This window comes from Yersinia sp. 2541 StPb PI, assembly GCF_052217145.1.
Lineage (GTDB): Bacteria > Pseudomonadota > Gammaproteobacteria > Enterobacterales > Enterobacteriaceae > Yersinia > Yersinia enterocolitica_E.
The window spans coordinates 1,994,244-2,010,025 of record NZ_JAZGQB010000001.1 but is presented as its reverse complement, the minus strand read 5'-3'; the positions used below and the strand labels follow the sequence as shown (position 1 = coordinate 2,010,025).

Below are 15,782 nucleotides of genomic sequence, written 5' to 3'. Positions count from 1 at the left end.
CCAATCTGGTCATACCTCATACCACTTGGTAGGTAAGGAGTCTTTATGGGAAAAACTCTAGTAAAAATCAGAGATTTTGAAGTTGATGACGCAGAGTTATCTGCACCACTGACAAAAGGCGAAAACACCCTCAGTATCCCCTGTAAATCGGATCCTGAATTGTGCATGCAGCTAGATGGGTGGGATGAACATACCAGCATTCCCGCAACGTTAGATGGGAAAGACCGGTTGCTTTTTAAGCAACATTACGATCGACATCAGGATGCTTGGGTAATGAGGGTAACGTGATTGTTGCAATAAGAAGATCCGTCAACCCATAGCTACAATTTATGAGTGACGGTTTCTTCTGTTGCGACTCGATAATATCTGTAGTGCAAAATCAATCAAATTACTGACCACTAGAAGCCAGCTATCAGAATTTTTCCAATACTTTGAACTGCATACAAATCAGCATCATTTCTGGGGAGAACATCTCGTACTCCTCAAAAAAGCGCTGTTGCGTTTTACGCCAAAACGTCAGCGTTCGATCGCCCTCACCTTCAGCGACAGCATGGGCTTCATCAACCTGATCAAACGTTTTCAATTCTACGTCGGTCAACTCTATCGCACAAACCGGTTCATTGCGGCCACTGACCACAACAAAGATATCCCCCGCCTGCGGCACGCCATCTTCATCCAATGCCGCACAGGTCGCTGTTTTCGTACCGTTCAGTACTAATGCCAATACATCATCTGCCACTTGTTCAGTATCACCAAATGCCCAACGCTCGGCATCTTGATATTTTTGTGGGACTGTAGCCATAGTTTCATTATTCCTATTCGTCATCTTATTGATGCAGCGCATATTACACTTTATCTTAACTGGTACGAACTGACTAACTCTCGCATCAGCATAAATTTTCGCTACTATACCTAAAGTAACCAGCGTCGCAGTAAACAAATGAATTCCGCAGAGCTGACCCCGTCAGACATAATACTAAATTGAATAAGGACCCTATGGTGACCAAACGCTTGCATACGAAACATTGGAAAATGTTTGTGGTGTTACTCTGTATCTGTGGCGCATTAATGCTGCTGCGGTGGGCGTCGATGATTTTTGGCTGATATGACTACCGCTAGCGTTTGTCTTTAGGTAAAAATAAGCAACCACACTTTGGGCAAACCAAGGCCGTATTTTTGTGCACTTTTTCTGAGCTCTGCTCAGAGACTGCGCCACAATCTGGGCACTTGATCTTCACTTTTACACTGCTAACCAATCTTTTGACGCTATCAAGAAATGACATATGCTCGCCTCTCAGTTGTACAACCTCGTTAGATTACGTTAACCAACGGCAATAAACCGTGGAGTGGTCAGCGTTTACTCAGATTATCTGTACCGGGCCAGATTTTTGTTCACGAAAATAGCCGGTTTTGCAGGAGACAACGGGAAAAAAACAAGCGGAAAATGGAAAGTACGGGGAAATCATTCACCACGCAGCATGACTTGCATGCTTGGCGTAGTGATGTGGTAGACGGGTTATTGGAAACCTTTGGTCTGGGGTCAGTGATTCCATAATTCTTGGATCAACCCTCTGACCCGAACCTTGGAAGCACCAGCAACCAAACTGATAACACGGTTAGCACTCAACGTAGAAACGTCGGTATTCCATTCATCAAAAGAATGTTCTGCGTAACTATCGTTGAAAACTTTTTTTATCGAGGATTCAGCTTCGGACATCTCACTGAAACTCTTAGCGTTTATTAAGCACTGAGCAATGATTGAGACTTTTTTCATGTTTTATCCTTGATTATCGGTCGCATAGTGTAGCACAATTACACTCTCTCTGATCATATGCTGCTTAAATTGTTTTCAATTGAAGATAACGTTTTGATATTACAGCATATTCAACCAAGACTGACAGGCAAGATCTGGTCCTAACCTCATTGTTCAGTCACTCTAAAACCCTACTACGCGCCCAGAACTTGCTTGAAAAGCATTCATCATTCTAAATCCACCCCAGCAGATTCATTATTTATTCACTATCAGTGCGTTTTTTAGTCAGCTCACATGCTATATTGTAGTGGCTTTGTCATGACAAAGACCTTATCTGTGTGAGTAATTGAGGTGCCGAATGATCAGCAATTTCTTTCTCTATTCACTATTTATTATCTATATCACCGCGGCGCTTATTGATGGCTCACTCCCACTGCTTGACCTAATGTAACCCAAGTACCAGCCTGACAATGGCATCAACGCCAAAGCGCCCCCTCTAGTTACTGTGCATGGCAGCAGCATCTTGTAGTAAGGAGTTCATCTCAATGGTACCTGGTGGCCGTAGTGACCATTTTGGCCCCTGTAACGCCTCTGCATAACCCGCCTGATACAAACGCTCCATCTTGATGGGATCAAAAATCTCTGCGCCATTGGTATCAACATTTGATGGAATCGTTATCCAGTGGAATCCTGAATTTTCAGCCAAAGAGAATGCATAAATACGATACAAATCCCCGACCAATGCCGCTTTGCTGGTTGAGTCAAGAGTACGCATAGCGATATTACGCACCAACCGTGGGGTCGGTTCTGGTTGTGGGCCAAGCTGTCCATTATGGATGATATAAATATCTTCTTTACTGTCTGCCAGGCCCGCTCTGGTACGTACGACTTTTGAACTGTACACACCACCATTATAGAAGACCCGCGCCGCCACACCGCCGTCAACATGCATTTCATCGTAATGCTTACCCTGAGCCACCACATCAAAAAATACCGGTGAGAACGCGACAGGGACTGAAGAGGAAGCCAGCATCACCTTACGAAATAGCATTAAAGCTTCAGGAGTCCCTTTCATCGCAATCAGCCCCATGTTCCAGACAATAAATCTTTGCGAATCGAGATCCACCGTACCCATATACAACCGCCGACCATGCCGATGTGCCTGGGCGATTTCACTCATTAACTCAGGAGTAATATGCCCATCAATCAATTTAGACAACGGGCTGGTATCCGCTAATGATTCGCGGAAAAAGAGGCGAAATAATAGATTATCCAGATGGAAAATATCACGGGTGGTGGTGGTGGTATAAAAGTCATGTAATGCCTGGTCGTGATCACTCCCTAAAAAGGCGAAAGGTGCGATCAACGCGCCAGTGGAAACCCCACTGACCACCTTAAACACGGGGCGCTTACCTGTTTTCGTCCAGCCGTTCAAAAAACCAGCACCGAAGGCGCCATTTGGGCCACCACCAGATAATGCCAGATGGGGATAAACCAATGTTCCATCCGCGGCTCGGAACATCTCTTTCGATTCATCTTTATAAGATTGCAGTAAATCCGCTTCAAATATCGGGCTAATGTGCCCTGCCCCGGCACGGATATCCGGCATTCCAGGGATTTCGGCCGCTGGCATTAACTCCACTGGCACTGGATTTCTAGGTAATTGGCTACAGGCCACCAATAGAGAAACTCCGGTTAGCAACGCCATGGAACGAACTAATTTCCAGCTTATTATCATTATATGTCCTAGCAGATGCGGCCAAATATTACTGACTAAACGTAGACTAATTTGATGATAGTCTCACAAAATCATCCTGTCTGTTATGCCATTGTTGATGAGAAAGATGATACCAACAGTGTTGGCTTAACTTACTGTCAGGGCTGACAATTGGATGGGGAAAATGGTCTGGCGCGCGCACCATGCCGATTCGTTCCATCAATGCTTGTGAACGCAGGTTAATTAAAGCAGTAAATGAAACAATTTCAGCCAGTTTTAATTGATCGAAACCTACCGTCAATACTGCCAATGCAGCTTCCGTTGCCAGCCCTTGCCCCCAAAATGGAAAAGCAAAACGCCAGCCTATCTCGACACAAGGTGAAAAAGGTAATTTAACGGTAGGAATATGTAACCCCAATGCGCCGACAAACTGCCCGCTAGCTTTCAGCTCAACAGCCCACAACCCCCAGCCACACTGTGCTATCAATAATTGACAACGTGAAGCCATCATATCGCTTGCTTCACGTGTTAGAGGGGCTGGGAAAAATGCCATAACGCGAGGATCTGCGTTAAGCGCTGCAAAAGGTGCCCGGTCTGACGGGAGCCACTGCCGTAGCTGTAAACGCTCAGTTTCAAACTCAATAACGTTTTTCATTCTATCGAAGCTAATCCTACTTTGGTACAAGGTGAAGGATTGCCCCACCCTCAATTTTTCTTACCTCTATTTCTGCGATAATGCTCGCCATTGCTGCACAGAAGGCCGCTGCCATTGGTAATTTGCATACTGACGAAGATACTCAGGTAAGTTGTCGCCATTAAGAACTAACCGGTTAAGCATCAGTGCCAAATCAGTATCTGCGATACACCATTCACTGAATAAATATCTTCTGCCATCCGACAGCAAACGCTCCAACCCAGAAATAAGTTTCTTCGCCGCTTGTTGCGCGCTATCAGACAAAGGAGGCAGCCTTAACCCAGCAAAGACCACTTCAGTTGGCCGTTCAGTGCGGACCGGCATAAAATCACTGCGCAGCCATGCCTGTATTTCACGCGCTCTGGCACGCTCTTGCCTATCTTGCGGATACAGCCGAGCGTAATCTGGCGCCGGGAAACGCTCGTCCAAATATTCAGCAATAGCTGAAGACTCAGAGAGTTGAAAATCATCGATAACCAGTGTCGGCACCCGACGTGTCGCCGACAGACGGGCATAAGCCTGTTGCAGATTCTCCCCAGCAGACAAATTAATGACGCTTAATGAGAAAGGCAGTGCTTTTTCTGTCAATGATACGAATACCGACATCACATAAGGACTAAAAAAATCTGAATCGGTATACAACGTAATAGTTTGCTGGCTCATCGAAACCCCGACTGATTATCACTAAGTAGATTGACGTTAATCGGTTTTAGCCAGATTGAATAGCAGCTTCTGCAAAAAAATATTATCGCTAATAACGCCCTATTTTCTGTTTCAAAAACCGCAGATGATCTTTATATAGCAACATTGCACAGACGAAAGCCAAAGTAATGAAATCTAATCCGCAGGTTGTTGGTCATCTAAAATTGTCAGCAGAATATCCGCATCCGGGGTTGTTATATGCTTCCCTTCGAGAAAACCAGCGAGTTTAGCCTCTGCATCATGTTCATACACTTCATAACCTGTGATTCGATAGCCCGGTACGCCATCCTGGCGGCGAATATACTCATCACCATCAATGTAGTACTCAACAACACCACTGGCATCTTCAATCTCATAACGTTTATCAAAAGGGAACTGTTTCATTACTCATCCTAAAAAAACAACATAGCTCTATGATGCCAATTTATAGCTGTTTTAGGAAGTGTTCGGCGTACCGTCTTCCCCACTAGCGCTCAACAACGTTGCTTTAGCAATGAGAAAGGTTGCCCTCTTAATCAGGCAACCTTTATTACTTTTTATCTATTTTTTTAGACTTAAAATAACTGAATTAACTAATAATGGTCACTTCTTAAACTTTAAAGAAAGCAGTGCATTCTTGCCAACATCCATATATTTGTCAGCTAAAGCTTCAGTCGTGTTAAACGTAGCAATAACTAGTTTCCCATCAATCGTAGTGAGCAACATCACATTCTTGATGGTTCCATCAGCAGCCGGGGTATCCATAGTGATGATATAAGCTTTACGCCCATCAACATCCTTCTCTTCCAGAGTCGGCTTGAATGGCGCAAATTGTTTCTTCATCATATTAACAACTTCAGCGAGCTTGCCATCGGGTATGGCACTATTGCTATCGCTGAATGCGAAGGACACACTGCCCTGTTCAACGGAATAGGCTTCTTGTGGTGCATTCTGCTGAGGGTATTTAGTTGCCAGCATTTCTTTAGACATTAAAGTGAATTCAGCTGGCATCTCAATGTAAGCTTTGCCACCAAAAACTTTAGTGCCTGTTGGTTCAGGTTCAGAACAACCGGCAAGAACAACGACCATAGCAAATAATAGGAAAACACTTTTTTTTAACAAAATAGACACCCCAGAATAAAATGAATGTAGACTCTGGCTAATAATAGCCAGACCCTGTTTTTGATAATAATTTATTGCCGTTTAATTATATCCACTGGTATTCTTTTTAGTCCATTTAGATCATCCAAGATATGTCCTAATTAATTATTCCCTTTTATCATAAATAAAATTAGAAACACGATTACTATCAATGATAAGGAAAAAGCAACGAATATCATATGCAATAAACACCCCCATTTACTTAATCAGAGCAATGTCACCTTGGCGTAATCCACCCTTATTTATTGCTTAAGAAAGTAAATAAGATGATACAGATGTTGTTAGTTAGTTATATTTACTCTTGCAATAAATCGGGACATTGAGCTCATTTTTTCATCTTTTCCCTCACTAAGAATCAGCTAGCTGGAACAATTTTTACGTGTTACAGACGTGAAAATAAATGCAATTAAGGTAAACTGAGACGCCTAAGTAAGGGGATAGAATGAGTAGTGAAATATTTCTTGCGGTGCTGGGCGCGGCACTGTTACATGCTTGCTGGAACGCTCTTGTTAAATTTGGCAATGATCGTTTTGTCGCTATCTCTTTGATGGCAATTTTCTCCGGAGTGATTTCACTGTTCGGTATTTTTTTTGTGGCGTTACCCTCGCTGAGCGCGCTTCCTTGGTTACTGTTGTCGGTTGCTTTTCACACAGGTTATTGCCTGTTTCTAAGTAAAGCTTATGAACAAGCCGAGTTTGGTCAAATCTATCCTATCGCACGTGGCGTTGCCCCCCTGTTAAGTGCTCTGCTCTCTTGGTTAATCTTGTCGGAAATCCCCAGGTCGTTAGCCTTAGTAGGGGCGGCTATTTTAGTCTCCGGTGTCATCATGATGACATTTGATGGCCGACGTGGCCCTGACAAAGTCAATGGCAGGGCTATTATCTATGCCTTAATTACTGCGACTTTTACTGCCTGTTACACCCTATCTGATGGGGCTGGTAGCCGCGCCAGCATTGAACCACTTAGTTATATTTTTTGGTTGTTTATGTGCAACGGCATAGCCATGTTTGCATTACTTTGGATAATGCACCGCAATGTGGTTTTTCGTCAAATACGCCAACACTGGCGACACGGCGTGATTGGTGGTGCGATGCAATTACTGGCTTATGGCATTGTCATTTGGGCCATGAAAAGCACGCCAATCGCCCTCGTTGCCGCTCTACGTGAAACCAGTGTCTTGTTCGCCATGATAATCTCAATCTGGATGCTAAAAGAGAAACCATCGATGTTACGACTCATCGCCAGTGCCATTATTCTGATAGGGGTAGCAGTAACTAAACTTGGCTAATACTTAACCAAAAAATGTAAACTCCATTTCTTAGAAAAGGAGAGCACTACTTCTTCAGCAAACGCGCTATACTCATATAAATCCTATAAATAAGGAGAATATATGCTCATAGGATTTGTTTTATTGGTTAGCACCTGCGGTATGGATGCTTGCGAGGCACTGCCCGTGACCGATGATGTGTATACAACACGCCACGAATGCATGGCTGTAGCTACTCGTCTTCATGAACGCAGACCTGATGTAGTTTTGATTTGCGGTGAAGTATACCGCCAGCCTGACAGCGATCAATCTCATTGAGGGTTTCACTGTATTAATTCGATCTGCTGAACATCTGTTCCGATATTATTTTTAATATTAGAGGATGTGCTTTATTTCCTACATTTAATCTGTAAGAAATTGGGAAGTTAACAAAAAAACAACCAAGGTGACGTTAACCACATTCGCCAATCATTAATGCTAATCACCAAAATAAAGTGTTAAATGGCCTGCTGAGTTAAATGTAATATCACAGAAAACCATTGATAAACACACTGCTGATATTAGTTTCCTGACTAAACTACCGAACCAATGATATAAAATATTAACATACTAGATATCACCACAACCACGATATTGTTAATGAACAAAGCAAACATCACACTGAATAGTGCGCCCCATAAATAGGGATTATCCGAGAATGAGCGTAGTGCACCATCCTGAAATAGATAATTGCCCCACAAATTGTGGTTAATAAACAGGGTGTGGCGTACTTAAGTGCCTGGGCGAACTTCCCTCAATAGCACAGAGGGACGATTGACCATCGGAACAACAATTGAAGCGAAGGTGGCAATAATGGAGAAATCTAGCTGCAAGCGGGCAAGATCAGGCATCATTGTGCCACTACAGGCTATTGTTTTCTCTTACCCGAACAATTAGAGCACATTTTATCGGAACAGTAATAAATATCAGGCAAGCTACCACCAGCCCGATCCCCACCCACCCCGTAATAGGCAGTCTTTCTCCCACGATAATCACTGCCAATATGGCAGCAATAACAGGCTCGATGAGGGTAATAGTCGTCGCCATACTTGCCGTTATACGAGCCAGCCCATATCCATAGCAAATATAGCCAAGAAACATCGGGACCAACGCCATATAGGCACCCACTGCCGCATTACTCCAAGATTCCAGCAGCGGGGCTCCAGTCATAAGGAGTACTGGCATTAGTAAAATGCCGCCAAGACCAAAAATCGCCCCCATCGCGGTGCGAGAAGGAAGTCCTCGCTGCATCAAACGGCGAGCAGCCCACGAATACAGCGCATAAGTAAAACCAGCAAGAAGGCCTAGAATTACTCCTATCGTGACATTGGGTGACTGAACCAGAGTGCCGTGCCCCCCACTTTCAGCCATACAAAGCAACACCATGCCTGCAATGCCAAGAGCAGCCCCCAACATCCAGCGAGTCGTCAACCGCTCGCCCTCCAAGACATATTCAATCAGAGCAGATAACAGAGGGGCAGAACCAATAGAAATGACAGTCCCGACAGTGACACCCGCTAAATGCATAGAGGCATAGAATGCCAGCGGATAGATGGCAACAGCAATGACCCCTATCAGCAGTAAACGCCACTGTTGAAGGAGTTTATCTACATAACTAATGATACTCCCAGCGGCTATCATCGCCTGGAGTAGCCCCCCTAGCCCCATCGCAACAGCGCCTATGGCAACAGCACTAACCGCAGGAGCAAATGTTGCCGCCGTTCCTGTGGTTCCCCACAAGATGGCCGCAATCAATACTCCCACCCTGCCCATCATGCGATCTCTTGGCGTGACAGTCATAGCGACTCCATCATTTCGGCGGCCATTGTCATTGCCTGACGAACGCACTCACCATTCCCTTCCAAGCCTGCGCGAGACATACTCCCCTCGAGTAAAAATGAAAAGTGCCTGGCCATCCGTATGGCACGTTGTTCATCACCAGAGAGAAGCACACAAAGATGTTCAGTCAGAATCGACTCTACCTGCTCCTTGTGCCCGCGCACTGCCTGTCTGCCCGGGGCGCCCGCGGGCAGTTCAGCCGCGGCATTCAATAGTCCGCACCCTCTGAATCCACGTTCATAGGCAAATTCAGCATGGTCTGCATAAGCAAGAAAAACAGCCATCACGCTCTCTTTTGGACTCGCCGTTTGTTGCAGACGATTAGCGTACAGTGCGAGCCACTCTTCATGACGAATCTGTAAGTAAGTAGCAACAAGTTCTGCTTTGGACTCAAAGTTGTTGTAGAGACTTTTCTTGGCAACACCAGCCCTTTTAACAATGGCATCAATACCCGTTGCCGCAATGCCATCGTTATAGAACAACACCCTTGCAGCACTCAGCAGCCGATCTCGGGCACTTTCTGATAATTCGCGTGAGGACATGGCCAATTTCTTCCTGCTTTGGATAATTATAGGTATACCAGTCTACCTACTATTATTGTGACGTCAATACGAGCAAGAAAGTATGCTCTATATTAAATATTGGGAACTAATGCCGTACTCAGGCCATAGCGTCAGGTTTGACAGGACATGAGGAAAAAGACTGATGATTGGTTTCACACCGGGTGTTTCATCAATATAAACTCGGCTATTGCCGAGTTTATATGCTTGAGTACTGAGACCGATGATAATTATGTGAGCTTAGCGCCCTTTCTTCTTACGTCCGGGTTGGGTAAAGCGCTTGCGGGAAGCTGAGTTACCATCGGGTTTTTCGGCCTTTTTCGCCCCACTAACACTCGGTTTTTTATCTGCCACGGGCTTAGCCTTGGCTTTTTTCACCGGTTTTTCGTCAGATGATGAGTTTTCAATCAGCTTAAATAACTCGATTAGCTCATCATCAGTCAAATCTCGCCACTCACCCATTGGCAGTCCTTTCAGGGTGACGTTCATGATACGAGTGCGCTCAAGCTTGGTGACTTCATAGCCAAAATGTTTACACATACGGCGAATTTGACGGTTAAGCCCTTGCACCAGCGTGATATTAAATACAAAGGTCGCGACTTTATTCACTTTGCATTTTTTGGTCACGGTTCCCATCATCGGTACACCAGCACCCAGACCGAGAATAAACTCGTCAGTCACCGGTTTGTTGACCGTAACCACGTACTCTTTTTCGTGGTCGTTCCCGGCGCGCAGGATTTTGTTAACCAAATCACCGTGATTCGTCAAAAAAATCAACCCCTGCGAGTCTTTGTCCAAACGTCCGATAGGGAAGACTCGTTTACTGTGATTAACGAAATCAACGATGTTATCGTTTTCCCCCTCTTCGGTGGTGCTTATGATGCCAACCGGTTTATTCAGTGCGATCAGCACCAAGTCGTTTTCGTCACGCGGTTCGATAAGCTGACCGTTAACTTTGACTACATCCCCGCCATATACTTGATCGCCAACAGCGGCCCGTTTGCCATTAATAAAAACATGTCCTTGTTCAATATAACGATCGGCATCACGACGAGAACAGATACCGCTCTCGCTAATATATTTGTTAAGACGAGTGGATGAGTTGGTCAGCATAAATCTTCCGTAAAAATAAGATTATATCACGTTAGGCTATGAAGCCGGCAGAGCAGCTTAGCAGAGAGAATGCAAAGTCATAAAGACGATTTCGAAGGATATGATGGCCGGTGGCAATATCATCGTGCTGCAACACATCCTCGGCCATTCAGATATTCGGGTCACCATGCGCTACTCTCACGTCGCGGCAGACCACCTGCAAGACGCTATTCACTCAACCCATTAGCCCGATTTAAGCATGGCGACAAAGTGGCGATAGGGATGAAATAACAAGTAACGAGGGGTGATGGTAGTCCTATTAAGCAATTGATATCATCTCAAAAAACACCTTCCATTACCTTACTTCCCTAGTCTTTAAATTCATATAGTTAACTGCTAATTCGGAACCATTCGTAAAAATTTCGATACGTTTAATGCGTTCGGGTTGTGTTCTGTAGCAAGGTACGAACAAGCCTGACTGTCAGCTATGAGCGAAAAGCGGACATTCACGGCCATCAATCTAGCTACTTAATAGCTGTGATATATGGTCAAACTTGCGGAGATTGTTCTTGGTGGTTATCCTCTTTCACCGATTTAAACTTCAGTTGCTATCACTCCTGCATCTTAACGACCACTTTTCCTTTCGCATGTCCCTGAGCAAGATAGGCAAGAGCCTCCTTCGCCTCTGCAAAGGGAAACACCTTATCGATCAGAGGATTGAGTTGTTCAGCTTCTATGAGTTTGCCAATTTGGGTAAGCTGATCGCCATCAGGACGGACAAAAAGAAATGAATAGCTCAGGCCCCGTTTTTTCGTAAGACGCATAATCTTGCGGCTCATCAGCCCGAAAACTAAACGCAGGAGGAAGTTTAATCCCCGCGCCTGGGCGAACGCGGCATCTAACGGGCCGATGAGAGAAACAATCTTTCCCCCAGACTTAAGAATTTGGGTGGATTTTTCAATTAAATCGCCTCTTACAGTGCCGAGAACAATATCGTAGCCGCTCAACACCTTTTCAAATTCTTGTTTCTTATAATCAACCACTTCGTCTGCGCCAAGACGACTCACCCACTCGACGTTGCCTGAACTCGTTGTCGTTCCCACCTTTGCGCCAAGGTGCTTCGCCAGTTGGATAGCAAAACTGCCAATGCCCCCGGAACCTGCCGGGATGAAAACCTTCTGACCAGGCCGCAACTTAGCCCGCTCTGTCAGCGCTTGCCAGGATGTAAGGCTCACCATCGGCAAAGAAGCAGCCTGAACGAAATCCAGATTTGAGGGTTTCATTGCTGCGGCGCTTTCAGGCACCACTGCAAATTCGGCAAGAGATCCCGTTCCCCTGTCGAAAATACTGGCAAAGATTTCGTCACCTGGAGTGAAACGCGTCACACGACTCCCCACGGCAACAACAACCCCGGACAAGTCGCTGCCCAATGTGGCGGGAAGCTTAAAATGCAAAACCGGCTTAAATATTCCGGTTGGGATCATGTTATCTATCGGGTTCAGACCAGCCGCGTAAACTTTAACCAGGATTTCATCAGCATTAATTGCAGGATAACCGACGTCATCCAATCCTGATTCAGGGGATTTACCATAGTGTTTAAATGTAAATGCTTTCATCGTCTTAGTCTTCATTTGTCGTTTACCCTGTCGCGTTTGTGAGTGAAATTTTTCTTAGCGGATCTGTTGCTGAGTAAAAAGGCAATCCCCAGGAATAGCTCGATAAACACGGCAAAAAGGATCTGCCCGTTAACGTGTCCTTCGCGCCATTCAACTATGCCCATTACGGCTAAAATAATAGATATCGTGCTGATACCGGCGGCCAGCGCGTAGCGGGTCAGTGACGGCTCTGCATTTCTGGCGAATAAACACATCACCCCTATTCCCGCAAAAAATGCGGCAGAGCGACGACTCACGACTCCTGTACCACTCGTAGATTCAATTCCCCATTGAGTTAAGAGCTGTTCCGGGAAAAACATCCATACTGTGGCCAGGATGAAAAATAACACTGAGGTCAGAATAGCCAGTTGAGAAAATTTCATTTTTATTCTTTCGCATCAAGCTGAAGACTTTTGCGTACCACCTTATCCAGGAATGATGCAGGCGCGAATCTGAGAATAAAATTCAATTTTCCTGCCAGCGCTCCCGCCGTGTAGCGTACCTTCGGATGTAAAGTCTGAGCCGCTTTAACAACCACATCAGCCACAACCTCCGGACTTTCCGCTTCGGCCATTGCCTTGCTCACCACTTTCGCCAGCTTAGCCCGGATCAGGTCATAATCTTCAAGCTTGGCATCCGGTTCTAAGTTATTGGCTTCAAACTGCGTTTTCGTATAGGCAGGTTCGATGACGGAAACTCTGATGCCCTGCGTGCGCAGTTCATGATCCAGTGCCCCCGTATATCCTTCGACCGCATGCTTACTGGCCGCATAAAGTGCCACATACGGCAACGGAACAATCCCCAGTATCGAACCGATGTTAATGATGCGCCCACTGCCCTGACGACGCATATGAGGGATCACTGCCCGCGTCAACCTGACTATGCCCAGAAAGTTGGTGTCGAAAATACGCCTGGCCTGTTCGATAGAACTTTCTTCCGCAGCCGCCGGAGCGACCCCGAAGCCCGCATTGTTCACCAGAATATCGATCCGCCCCTCCAGACGCAGCAACTCCTCAATAGCAGCCTCGACAGAGGTATCGTCCGTCACATCAAGCGTCAATAACGGAAACGGATGCATACCCGCCAGAGGTCCACGTCGGCTTGTCCCATATACCGTATAACCGGCTGCTAAGAGTTTATAAGCAGACGCTTCACCAATACCTGAGGAAGCGCCGGTAACCAGTGCTACACGTTTTTTTGTCATGCTGAATAAGGCCTTCATGATTTTTTTGATGTTTCTCATCACTGATGAGACGACAGGTTGTAAGGGATTTATGTCGGATTTACCTCTGTGCAGAACAGCCGGAAGACCGTTCTGCACAGTGCACCTCATTGATTACAGTGCTTTATATCGTTCGGCGGCTTCATCTTGTTTGATGTCTGAAAGCAGAGCCTGACGTGAAGCATCGAGGGTGTCCCAGCGGGCGGCATTATGTAAAGGCGGGATGGTGACCAGTTCACGGCGATCAAAGCCCACCAGTGCGGCATCCACTAACTCGCCCACTTCCATGAATTTTGCCGAATTACTGATGTCGATACCCGCACGATCCCAAATTTCCGTGTAAGTGCCGGCAGGGAGCACCGCCTGGATATAAATGCCCTTAGATGACAGCTCTACATTCATTCCCTGAGACAGGAAAAGAACAAAGGCTTTGGTTGCGCCGTAAACCGTCATGGCAAATTCAGGAGCGAGTCCGACGATGGAACTGATATTGACGATCGAGCCTTCTCCGGCTTTTACAAATCGTGGAGCCACCGCACTGGCAAGTCTCGTCAGTGCGGTGACGTTAAGCGCGATAAGGCTTTCTACCGAATCTGGCGTTTGCTCTGTAAAACTGCCGGACTGCGCGATACCCGCGTTATTGATAAGAATGCCAATCTGCGCGTCTTCACGCAGGCGGACTTCGACCACGGCTAAATCACTCGTTTGCGTAAGGTCGGCAGGCAGAACATCGACAGAAATATCATTTTCTTGTCGCAGACGCTCGGCAAGTGTCTCTAACTTTGCTTTGTCGCGCGCGACCAGAACCAGGTCGTGGCCCCGGCGGGCAAACCGTTCAGCGTAAACAGCACCAATACCCGTGGATGCGCCTGTAATGAGAACTGAAGCTTTAGTCATAAGTTGATCTTCTTTGTTAATATGTAAACAGAATTCGCAATGTGCGACCCAGGTAGAACCGTGACACCGATGCTTTACTTGCTAGCCTCAGCAAGCGAGGGGTAATCGGTATATCCCGCTGCGCCACCGCCATAAAGTGTGTCAGGGTTGAGTGAGGCCAGAGGGGCGCCCGTATTGAGCCTTTCGACCAGATCCGGGTTGGAGATGAACGGGCGACCAAACGCGAACAGATCGGCTTTGCCCTGCGCAAGTTGAGTGGACGCCAACGCCAGGTCATAGCCATTGTTGCCGATGTAGGTGTTTTTAAAGCGCCGGCGCAGGGAGTCGTAATCGAACGGTGATACATCACGCGGGCCGCCCGTAGCACCTTCAACCACATGGATGTACACGATACCTAATGCATCGAGTTGTTCAGCGAGGTAATCATATTGTGGCTGCGGATCACTGCACGCAATCGCATTAGCAGGTGAAACCGGTGAAATGCGCACGCCGGTACGATCAGCACCAATCTCCTCTTTTACGGCCGCCGTGACTTCTAACAGCAGGCGCGCACGATTTTCGACAGAGCCGCCGTATTCATCAGTACGCTGATTTGCACCATCTTTGAGGAACTGTTCCAGTAGATAACCATTAGCGCCGTGGATCTCTACGCCGTCAAATCCGGCGGCAATGGCATTGGCCGATGCCTTTCTGAAATCGTCGATAATCCCCGGTATTTCCTGCAACTCCAGCGCACGTGGCTCAGAGACGTCAGCAAAACCGTTGTTCACAAAGGTTTTAGTCTCAGCACGAATGGCAGACGGTGCGACCGGTGCAGCGCCATCAGGCTGTAAATCGACATGCGAGATCCGTCCTACGTGCCATAGCTGTACAAATATGCGCCCACCTCTGGAATGAACCGCGTCAGTCACTTTGCGCCAACCTTCGATTTGAGCCTGCGTGTAGATCCCCGGCGTATCCTGATAGCCCTGCGCCTGAGCTGAGATCTGCGTGGCTTCGGTAATCAACAATCCTGCTGTGGCACGTTGGGCGTAGTAGGTCGCCGCCAGTTCGCCGGGTACCAAGCCTGCTCCTGCTCGGTTACGCGTCAGTGGTGCCATTACGATATGGTTGGCAAGTGTTATTGTCCCAAGATCATAGGGTTGAAATAAGGTCTGGTTCGTCATGTTTATTCGCCTGCTAAGTGGTTGGTAGAGACATTAATA

Annotated in this window: 21 protein-coding genes and 1 pseudogene; 5 read left to right on the top strand and 17 right to left on the bottom strand. The window is 46.5% G+C overall.

The genetic code is table 11. The features are described 5' to 3' along the window. Positions 1 to 45: 45 nt before the first annotated feature. Positions 46 to 288: a DUF1480 family protein gene (locus V1953_RS08905; protein WP_083158647.1), complete on the top strand. Its 243-nt coding sequence runs from the start codon at positions 46 to 48 to the stop codon at positions 286 to 288. Between the two features lie 124 nt (positions 289 to 412). Here the strand turns inward: V1953_RS08905 and V1953_RS08900 are convergent, their stop codons facing one another. Continuing rightward, the gene (locus tag V1953_RS08900; protein WP_442850838.1) at positions 413 to 802 is read right to left on the bottom strand and encodes an ASCH domain-containing protein; all 390 of its coding nucleotides are present in this window, start codon (positions 800 to 802) and stop codon (positions 413 to 415) included. A gap of 194 nt (positions 803 to 996) precedes the next feature. Between V1953_RS08900 and yniD the strand changes: the two genes are divergently transcribed. Then, positions 997 to 1,104: a small membrane protein YniD gene (gene yniD, locus V1953_RS08895; protein WP_086018937.1), complete on the top strand. Its 108-nt coding sequence runs from the start codon at positions 997 to 999 to the stop codon at positions 1,102 to 1,104. 11 nt (positions 1,105 to 1,115) lie between these two features. Here the strand turns inward: yniD and V1953_RS08890 are convergent, their stop codons facing one another. The 7 genes from V1953_RS08890 to V1953_RS08860 form a co-directional block, all read right to left on the bottom strand. Beyond that, a complete protein-coding gene (locus V1953_RS08890) occupies positions 1,116 to 1,283 on the bottom strand; it encodes a YnfU family zinc-binding protein (protein ID WP_227746530.1) in 168 nt (55 codons plus the stop codon). A 257-nt stretch (positions 1,284 to 1,540) separates the two neighbouring features. Then, positions 1,541 to 1,774 (bottom strand): hypothetical protein, encoded by a 234-nt coding sequence (locus V1953_RS08885; protein ID WP_005182969.1) that lies wholly within the window; start codon positions 1,772 to 1,774, stop codon positions 1,541 to 1,543. A gap of 475 nt (positions 1,775 to 2,249) precedes the next feature. Next, a complete protein-coding gene (locus V1953_RS08880; protein ID WP_083158645.1) occupies positions 2,250 to 3,491 on the bottom strand; it encodes a patatin-like phospholipase family protein in 1,242 nt (413 codons plus the stop codon). A gap of 46 nt (positions 3,492 to 3,537) precedes the next feature. Further along, positions 3,538 to 4,125, bottom strand: a complete 588-nt coding sequence (locus tag V1953_RS08875) for a GNAT family N-acetyltransferase (protein ID WP_083158644.1) — start codon at positions 4,123 to 4,125, stop codon at positions 3,538 to 3,540. 66 nt (positions 4,126 to 4,191) lie between these two features. After that, positions 4,192 to 4,827, bottom strand: coding sequence for a glutathione transferase (yfcF, locus tag V1953_RS08870; protein WP_372569251.1), 636 nt, complete (start codon positions 4,825 to 4,827; stop codon positions 4,192 to 4,194). Between the two features lie 174 nt (positions 4,828 to 5,001). After that, on the bottom strand, positions 5,002 to 5,250 hold the full coding sequence (locus tag V1953_RS08865; RefSeq protein WP_083158642.1) for a hypothetical protein: 249 nt from the start codon (positions 5,248 to 5,250) through the stop codon (positions 5,002 to 5,004). 198 nt (positions 5,251 to 5,448) lie between these two features. Then, a complete protein-coding gene (locus V1953_RS08860) occupies positions 5,449 to 5,967 on the bottom strand; it encodes a hypothetical protein (RefSeq protein ID WP_083158641.1) in 519 nt (172 codons plus the stop codon). 481 nt (positions 5,968 to 6,448) lie between these two features. Between V1953_RS08860 and V1953_RS08855 the strand changes: the two genes are divergently transcribed. Both V1953_RS08855 and V1953_RS08850 read left to right on the top strand, forming a co-directional pair. Beyond that, the gene (locus V1953_RS08855) at positions 6,449 to 7,294 is read left to right on the top strand and encodes a DMT family transporter (protein WP_442850837.1); all 846 of its coding nucleotides are present in this window, start codon (positions 6,449 to 6,451) and stop codon (positions 7,292 to 7,294) included. Positions 7,295 to 7,396: 102 nt separating this feature from the next. After that, positions 7,397 to 7,591, top strand: a complete 195-nt coding sequence (locus V1953_RS08850; RefSeq protein ID WP_083158639.1) for a hypothetical protein — start codon at positions 7,397 to 7,399, stop codon at positions 7,589 to 7,591. Positions 7,592 to 7,845: 254 nt separating this feature from the next. Here the strand turns inward: V1953_RS08850 and V1953_RS08845 are convergent, their stop codons facing one another. The 4 genes from V1953_RS08845 to rluF all read right to left on the bottom strand — a co-directional run bounded on the left by V1953_RS08845 (position 7,846) and on the right by rluF (position 10,824). Further along, positions 7,846 to 8,013, bottom strand: coding sequence for an AzlD domain-containing protein (locus tag V1953_RS08845; protein WP_372569252.1), 168 nt, complete (start codon positions 8,011 to 8,013; stop codon positions 7,846 to 7,848). Between the two features lie 160 nt (positions 8,014 to 8,173). After that, on the bottom strand, positions 8,174 to 9,112 hold the full coding sequence (locus V1953_RS08840; protein ID WP_372569253.1) for a DMT family transporter: 939 nt from the start codon (positions 9,110 to 9,112) through the stop codon (positions 8,174 to 8,176). After that, positions 9,109 to 9,693, bottom strand: coding sequence for a TetR/AcrR family transcriptional regulator (locus tag V1953_RS08835; RefSeq protein WP_083158637.1), 585 nt, complete (start codon positions 9,691 to 9,693; stop codon positions 9,109 to 9,111). Before V1953_RS08835 ends, V1953_RS08840 begins: the two co-directional genes overlap by 4 nt. A gap of 258 nt (positions 9,694 to 9,951) precedes the next feature. After that, the gene (rluF, locus tag V1953_RS08830; protein WP_083158636.1) at positions 9,952 to 10,824 is read right to left on the bottom strand and encodes a 23S rRNA pseudouridine(2604) synthase RluF; all 873 of its coding nucleotides are present in this window, start codon (positions 10,822 to 10,824) and stop codon (positions 9,952 to 9,954) included. Between the two features lie 100 nt (positions 10,825 to 10,924). On the opposite strand from rluF, the pseudogene V1953_RS08825 reads away from it, so the two are divergent. Continuing rightward, positions 10,925 to 11,094: pseudogene (locus tag V1953_RS08825) on the top strand (site-specific integrase); the annotation flags it as partial. 320 nt (positions 11,095 to 11,414) lie between these two features. On the opposite strand, the gene V1953_RS08820 reads toward V1953_RS08825, so the two are convergent. From V1953_RS08820 to V1953_RS08800, 5 genes are all read right to left on the bottom strand, one after another. Continuing rightward, entirely contained in the window at positions 11,415 to 12,434 is a 1,020-nt protein-coding gene (locus V1953_RS08820; RefSeq protein WP_372569254.1) for an NADP-dependent oxidoreductase, read from the bottom strand. Next, positions 12,431 to 12,841, bottom strand: a complete 411-nt coding sequence (locus tag V1953_RS08815) for a hypothetical protein (protein ID WP_372569255.1) — start codon at positions 12,839 to 12,841, stop codon at positions 12,431 to 12,433. The genes V1953_RS08820 and V1953_RS08815 overlap by 4 nt, the downstream gene beginning before the upstream one ends. Positions 12,842 to 12,843: 2 nt before the next feature. Then, positions 12,844 to 13,662: an oxidoreductase gene (locus tag V1953_RS08810; RefSeq protein WP_057621284.1), complete on the bottom strand. Its 819-nt coding sequence runs from the start codon at positions 13,660 to 13,662 to the stop codon at positions 12,844 to 12,846. A 132-nt stretch (positions 13,663 to 13,794) separates the two neighbouring features. After that, positions 13,795 to 14,577, bottom strand: coding sequence for an SDR family NAD(P)-dependent oxidoreductase (locus V1953_RS08805; RefSeq protein ID WP_442850836.1), 783 nt, complete (start codon positions 14,575 to 14,577; stop codon positions 13,795 to 13,797). 74 nt (positions 14,578 to 14,651) lie between these two features. Then, on the bottom strand, positions 14,652 to 15,743 hold the full coding sequence (locus tag V1953_RS08800; protein ID WP_057621276.1) for an alkene reductase: 1,092 nt from the start codon (positions 15,741 to 15,743) through the stop codon (positions 14,652 to 14,654). Positions 15,744 to 15,782 lie beyond the last annotated feature (39 nt).

Excerpts from the sequence above, each read along its gene's own strand:
- V1953_RS08800 (WP_057621276.1), bottom strand. The coding sequence starts at position 15,743 with ATGACGAACCAGACCTTATTTCAACCCTATGATCTTGGGACAATAACA.
- V1953_RS08855 (WP_442850837.1), top strand. The coding sequence starts at position 6,449 with ATGAGTAGTGAAATATTTCTTGCGGTGCTGGGCGCGGCACTGTTACAT.
- V1953_RS08815 (WP_372569255.1), bottom strand. The coding sequence starts at position 12,841 with ATGAAATTTTCTCAACTGGCTATTCTGACCTCAGTGTTATTTTTCATC.
- V1953_RS08805 (WP_442850836.1), bottom strand. The coding sequence starts at position 14,577 with ATGACTAAAGCTTCAGTTCTCATTACAGGCGCATCCACGGGTATTGGT.
- V1953_RS08850 (WP_083158639.1), top strand. The coding sequence starts at position 7,397 with ATGCTCATAGGATTTGTTTTATTGGTTAGCACCTGCGGTATGGATGCT.
- V1953_RS08885 (WP_005182969.1), bottom strand. The coding sequence starts at position 1,774 with ATGAAAAAAGTCTCAATCATTGCTCAGTGCTTAATAAACGCTAAGAGT.
- V1953_RS08865 (WP_083158642.1), bottom strand. The coding sequence starts at position 5,250 with ATGAAACAGTTCCCTTTTGATAAACGTTATGAGATTGAAGATGCCAGT.
- V1953_RS08840 (WP_372569253.1), bottom strand. The coding sequence starts at position 9,112 with ATGACTGTCACGCCAAGAGATCGCATGATGGGCAGGGTGGGAGTATTG.
- yniD (WP_086018937.1), top strand. The coding sequence starts at position 997 with ATGGTGACCAAACGCTTGCATACGAAACATTGGAAAATGTTTGTGGTG.
- V1953_RS08900 (WP_442850838.1), bottom strand. The coding sequence starts at position 802 with ATGGCTACAGTCCCACAAAAATATCAAGATGCCGAGCGTTGGGCATTT.
- rluF (WP_083158636.1), bottom strand. The coding sequence starts at position 10,824 with ATGCTGACCAACTCATCCACTCGTCTTAACAAATATATTAGCGAGAGC.
- V1953_RS08835 (WP_083158637.1), bottom strand. The coding sequence starts at position 9,693 with ATGTCCTCACGCGAATTATCAGAAAGTGCCCGAGATCGGCTGCTGAGT.
- V1953_RS08880 (WP_083158645.1), bottom strand. The coding sequence starts at position 3,491 with ATGATAATAAGCTGGAAATTAGTTCGTTCCATGGCGTTGCTAACCGGA.
- V1953_RS08820 (WP_372569254.1), bottom strand. The coding sequence starts at position 12,434 with ATGAAGACTAAGACGATGAAAGCATTTACATTTAAACACTATGGTAAA.
- V1953_RS08810 (WP_057621284.1), bottom strand. The coding sequence starts at position 13,662 with ATGACAAAAAAACGTGTAGCACTGGTTACCGGCGCTTCCTCAGGTATT.
- V1953_RS08890 (WP_227746530.1), bottom strand. The coding sequence starts at position 1,283 with ATGTCATTTCTTGATAGCGTCAAAAGATTGGTTAGCAGTGTAAAAGTG.
- V1953_RS08875 (WP_083158644.1), bottom strand. The coding sequence starts at position 4,125 with ATGAAAAACGTTATTGAGTTTGAAACTGAGCGTTTACAGCTACGGCAG.
- yfcF (WP_372569251.1), bottom strand. The coding sequence starts at position 4,827 with ATGAGCCAGCAAACTATTACGTTGTATACCGATTCAGATTTTTTTAGT.
- V1953_RS08905 (WP_083158647.1), top strand. The coding sequence starts at position 46 with ATGGGAAAAACTCTAGTAAAAATCAGAGATTTTGAAGTTGATGACGCA.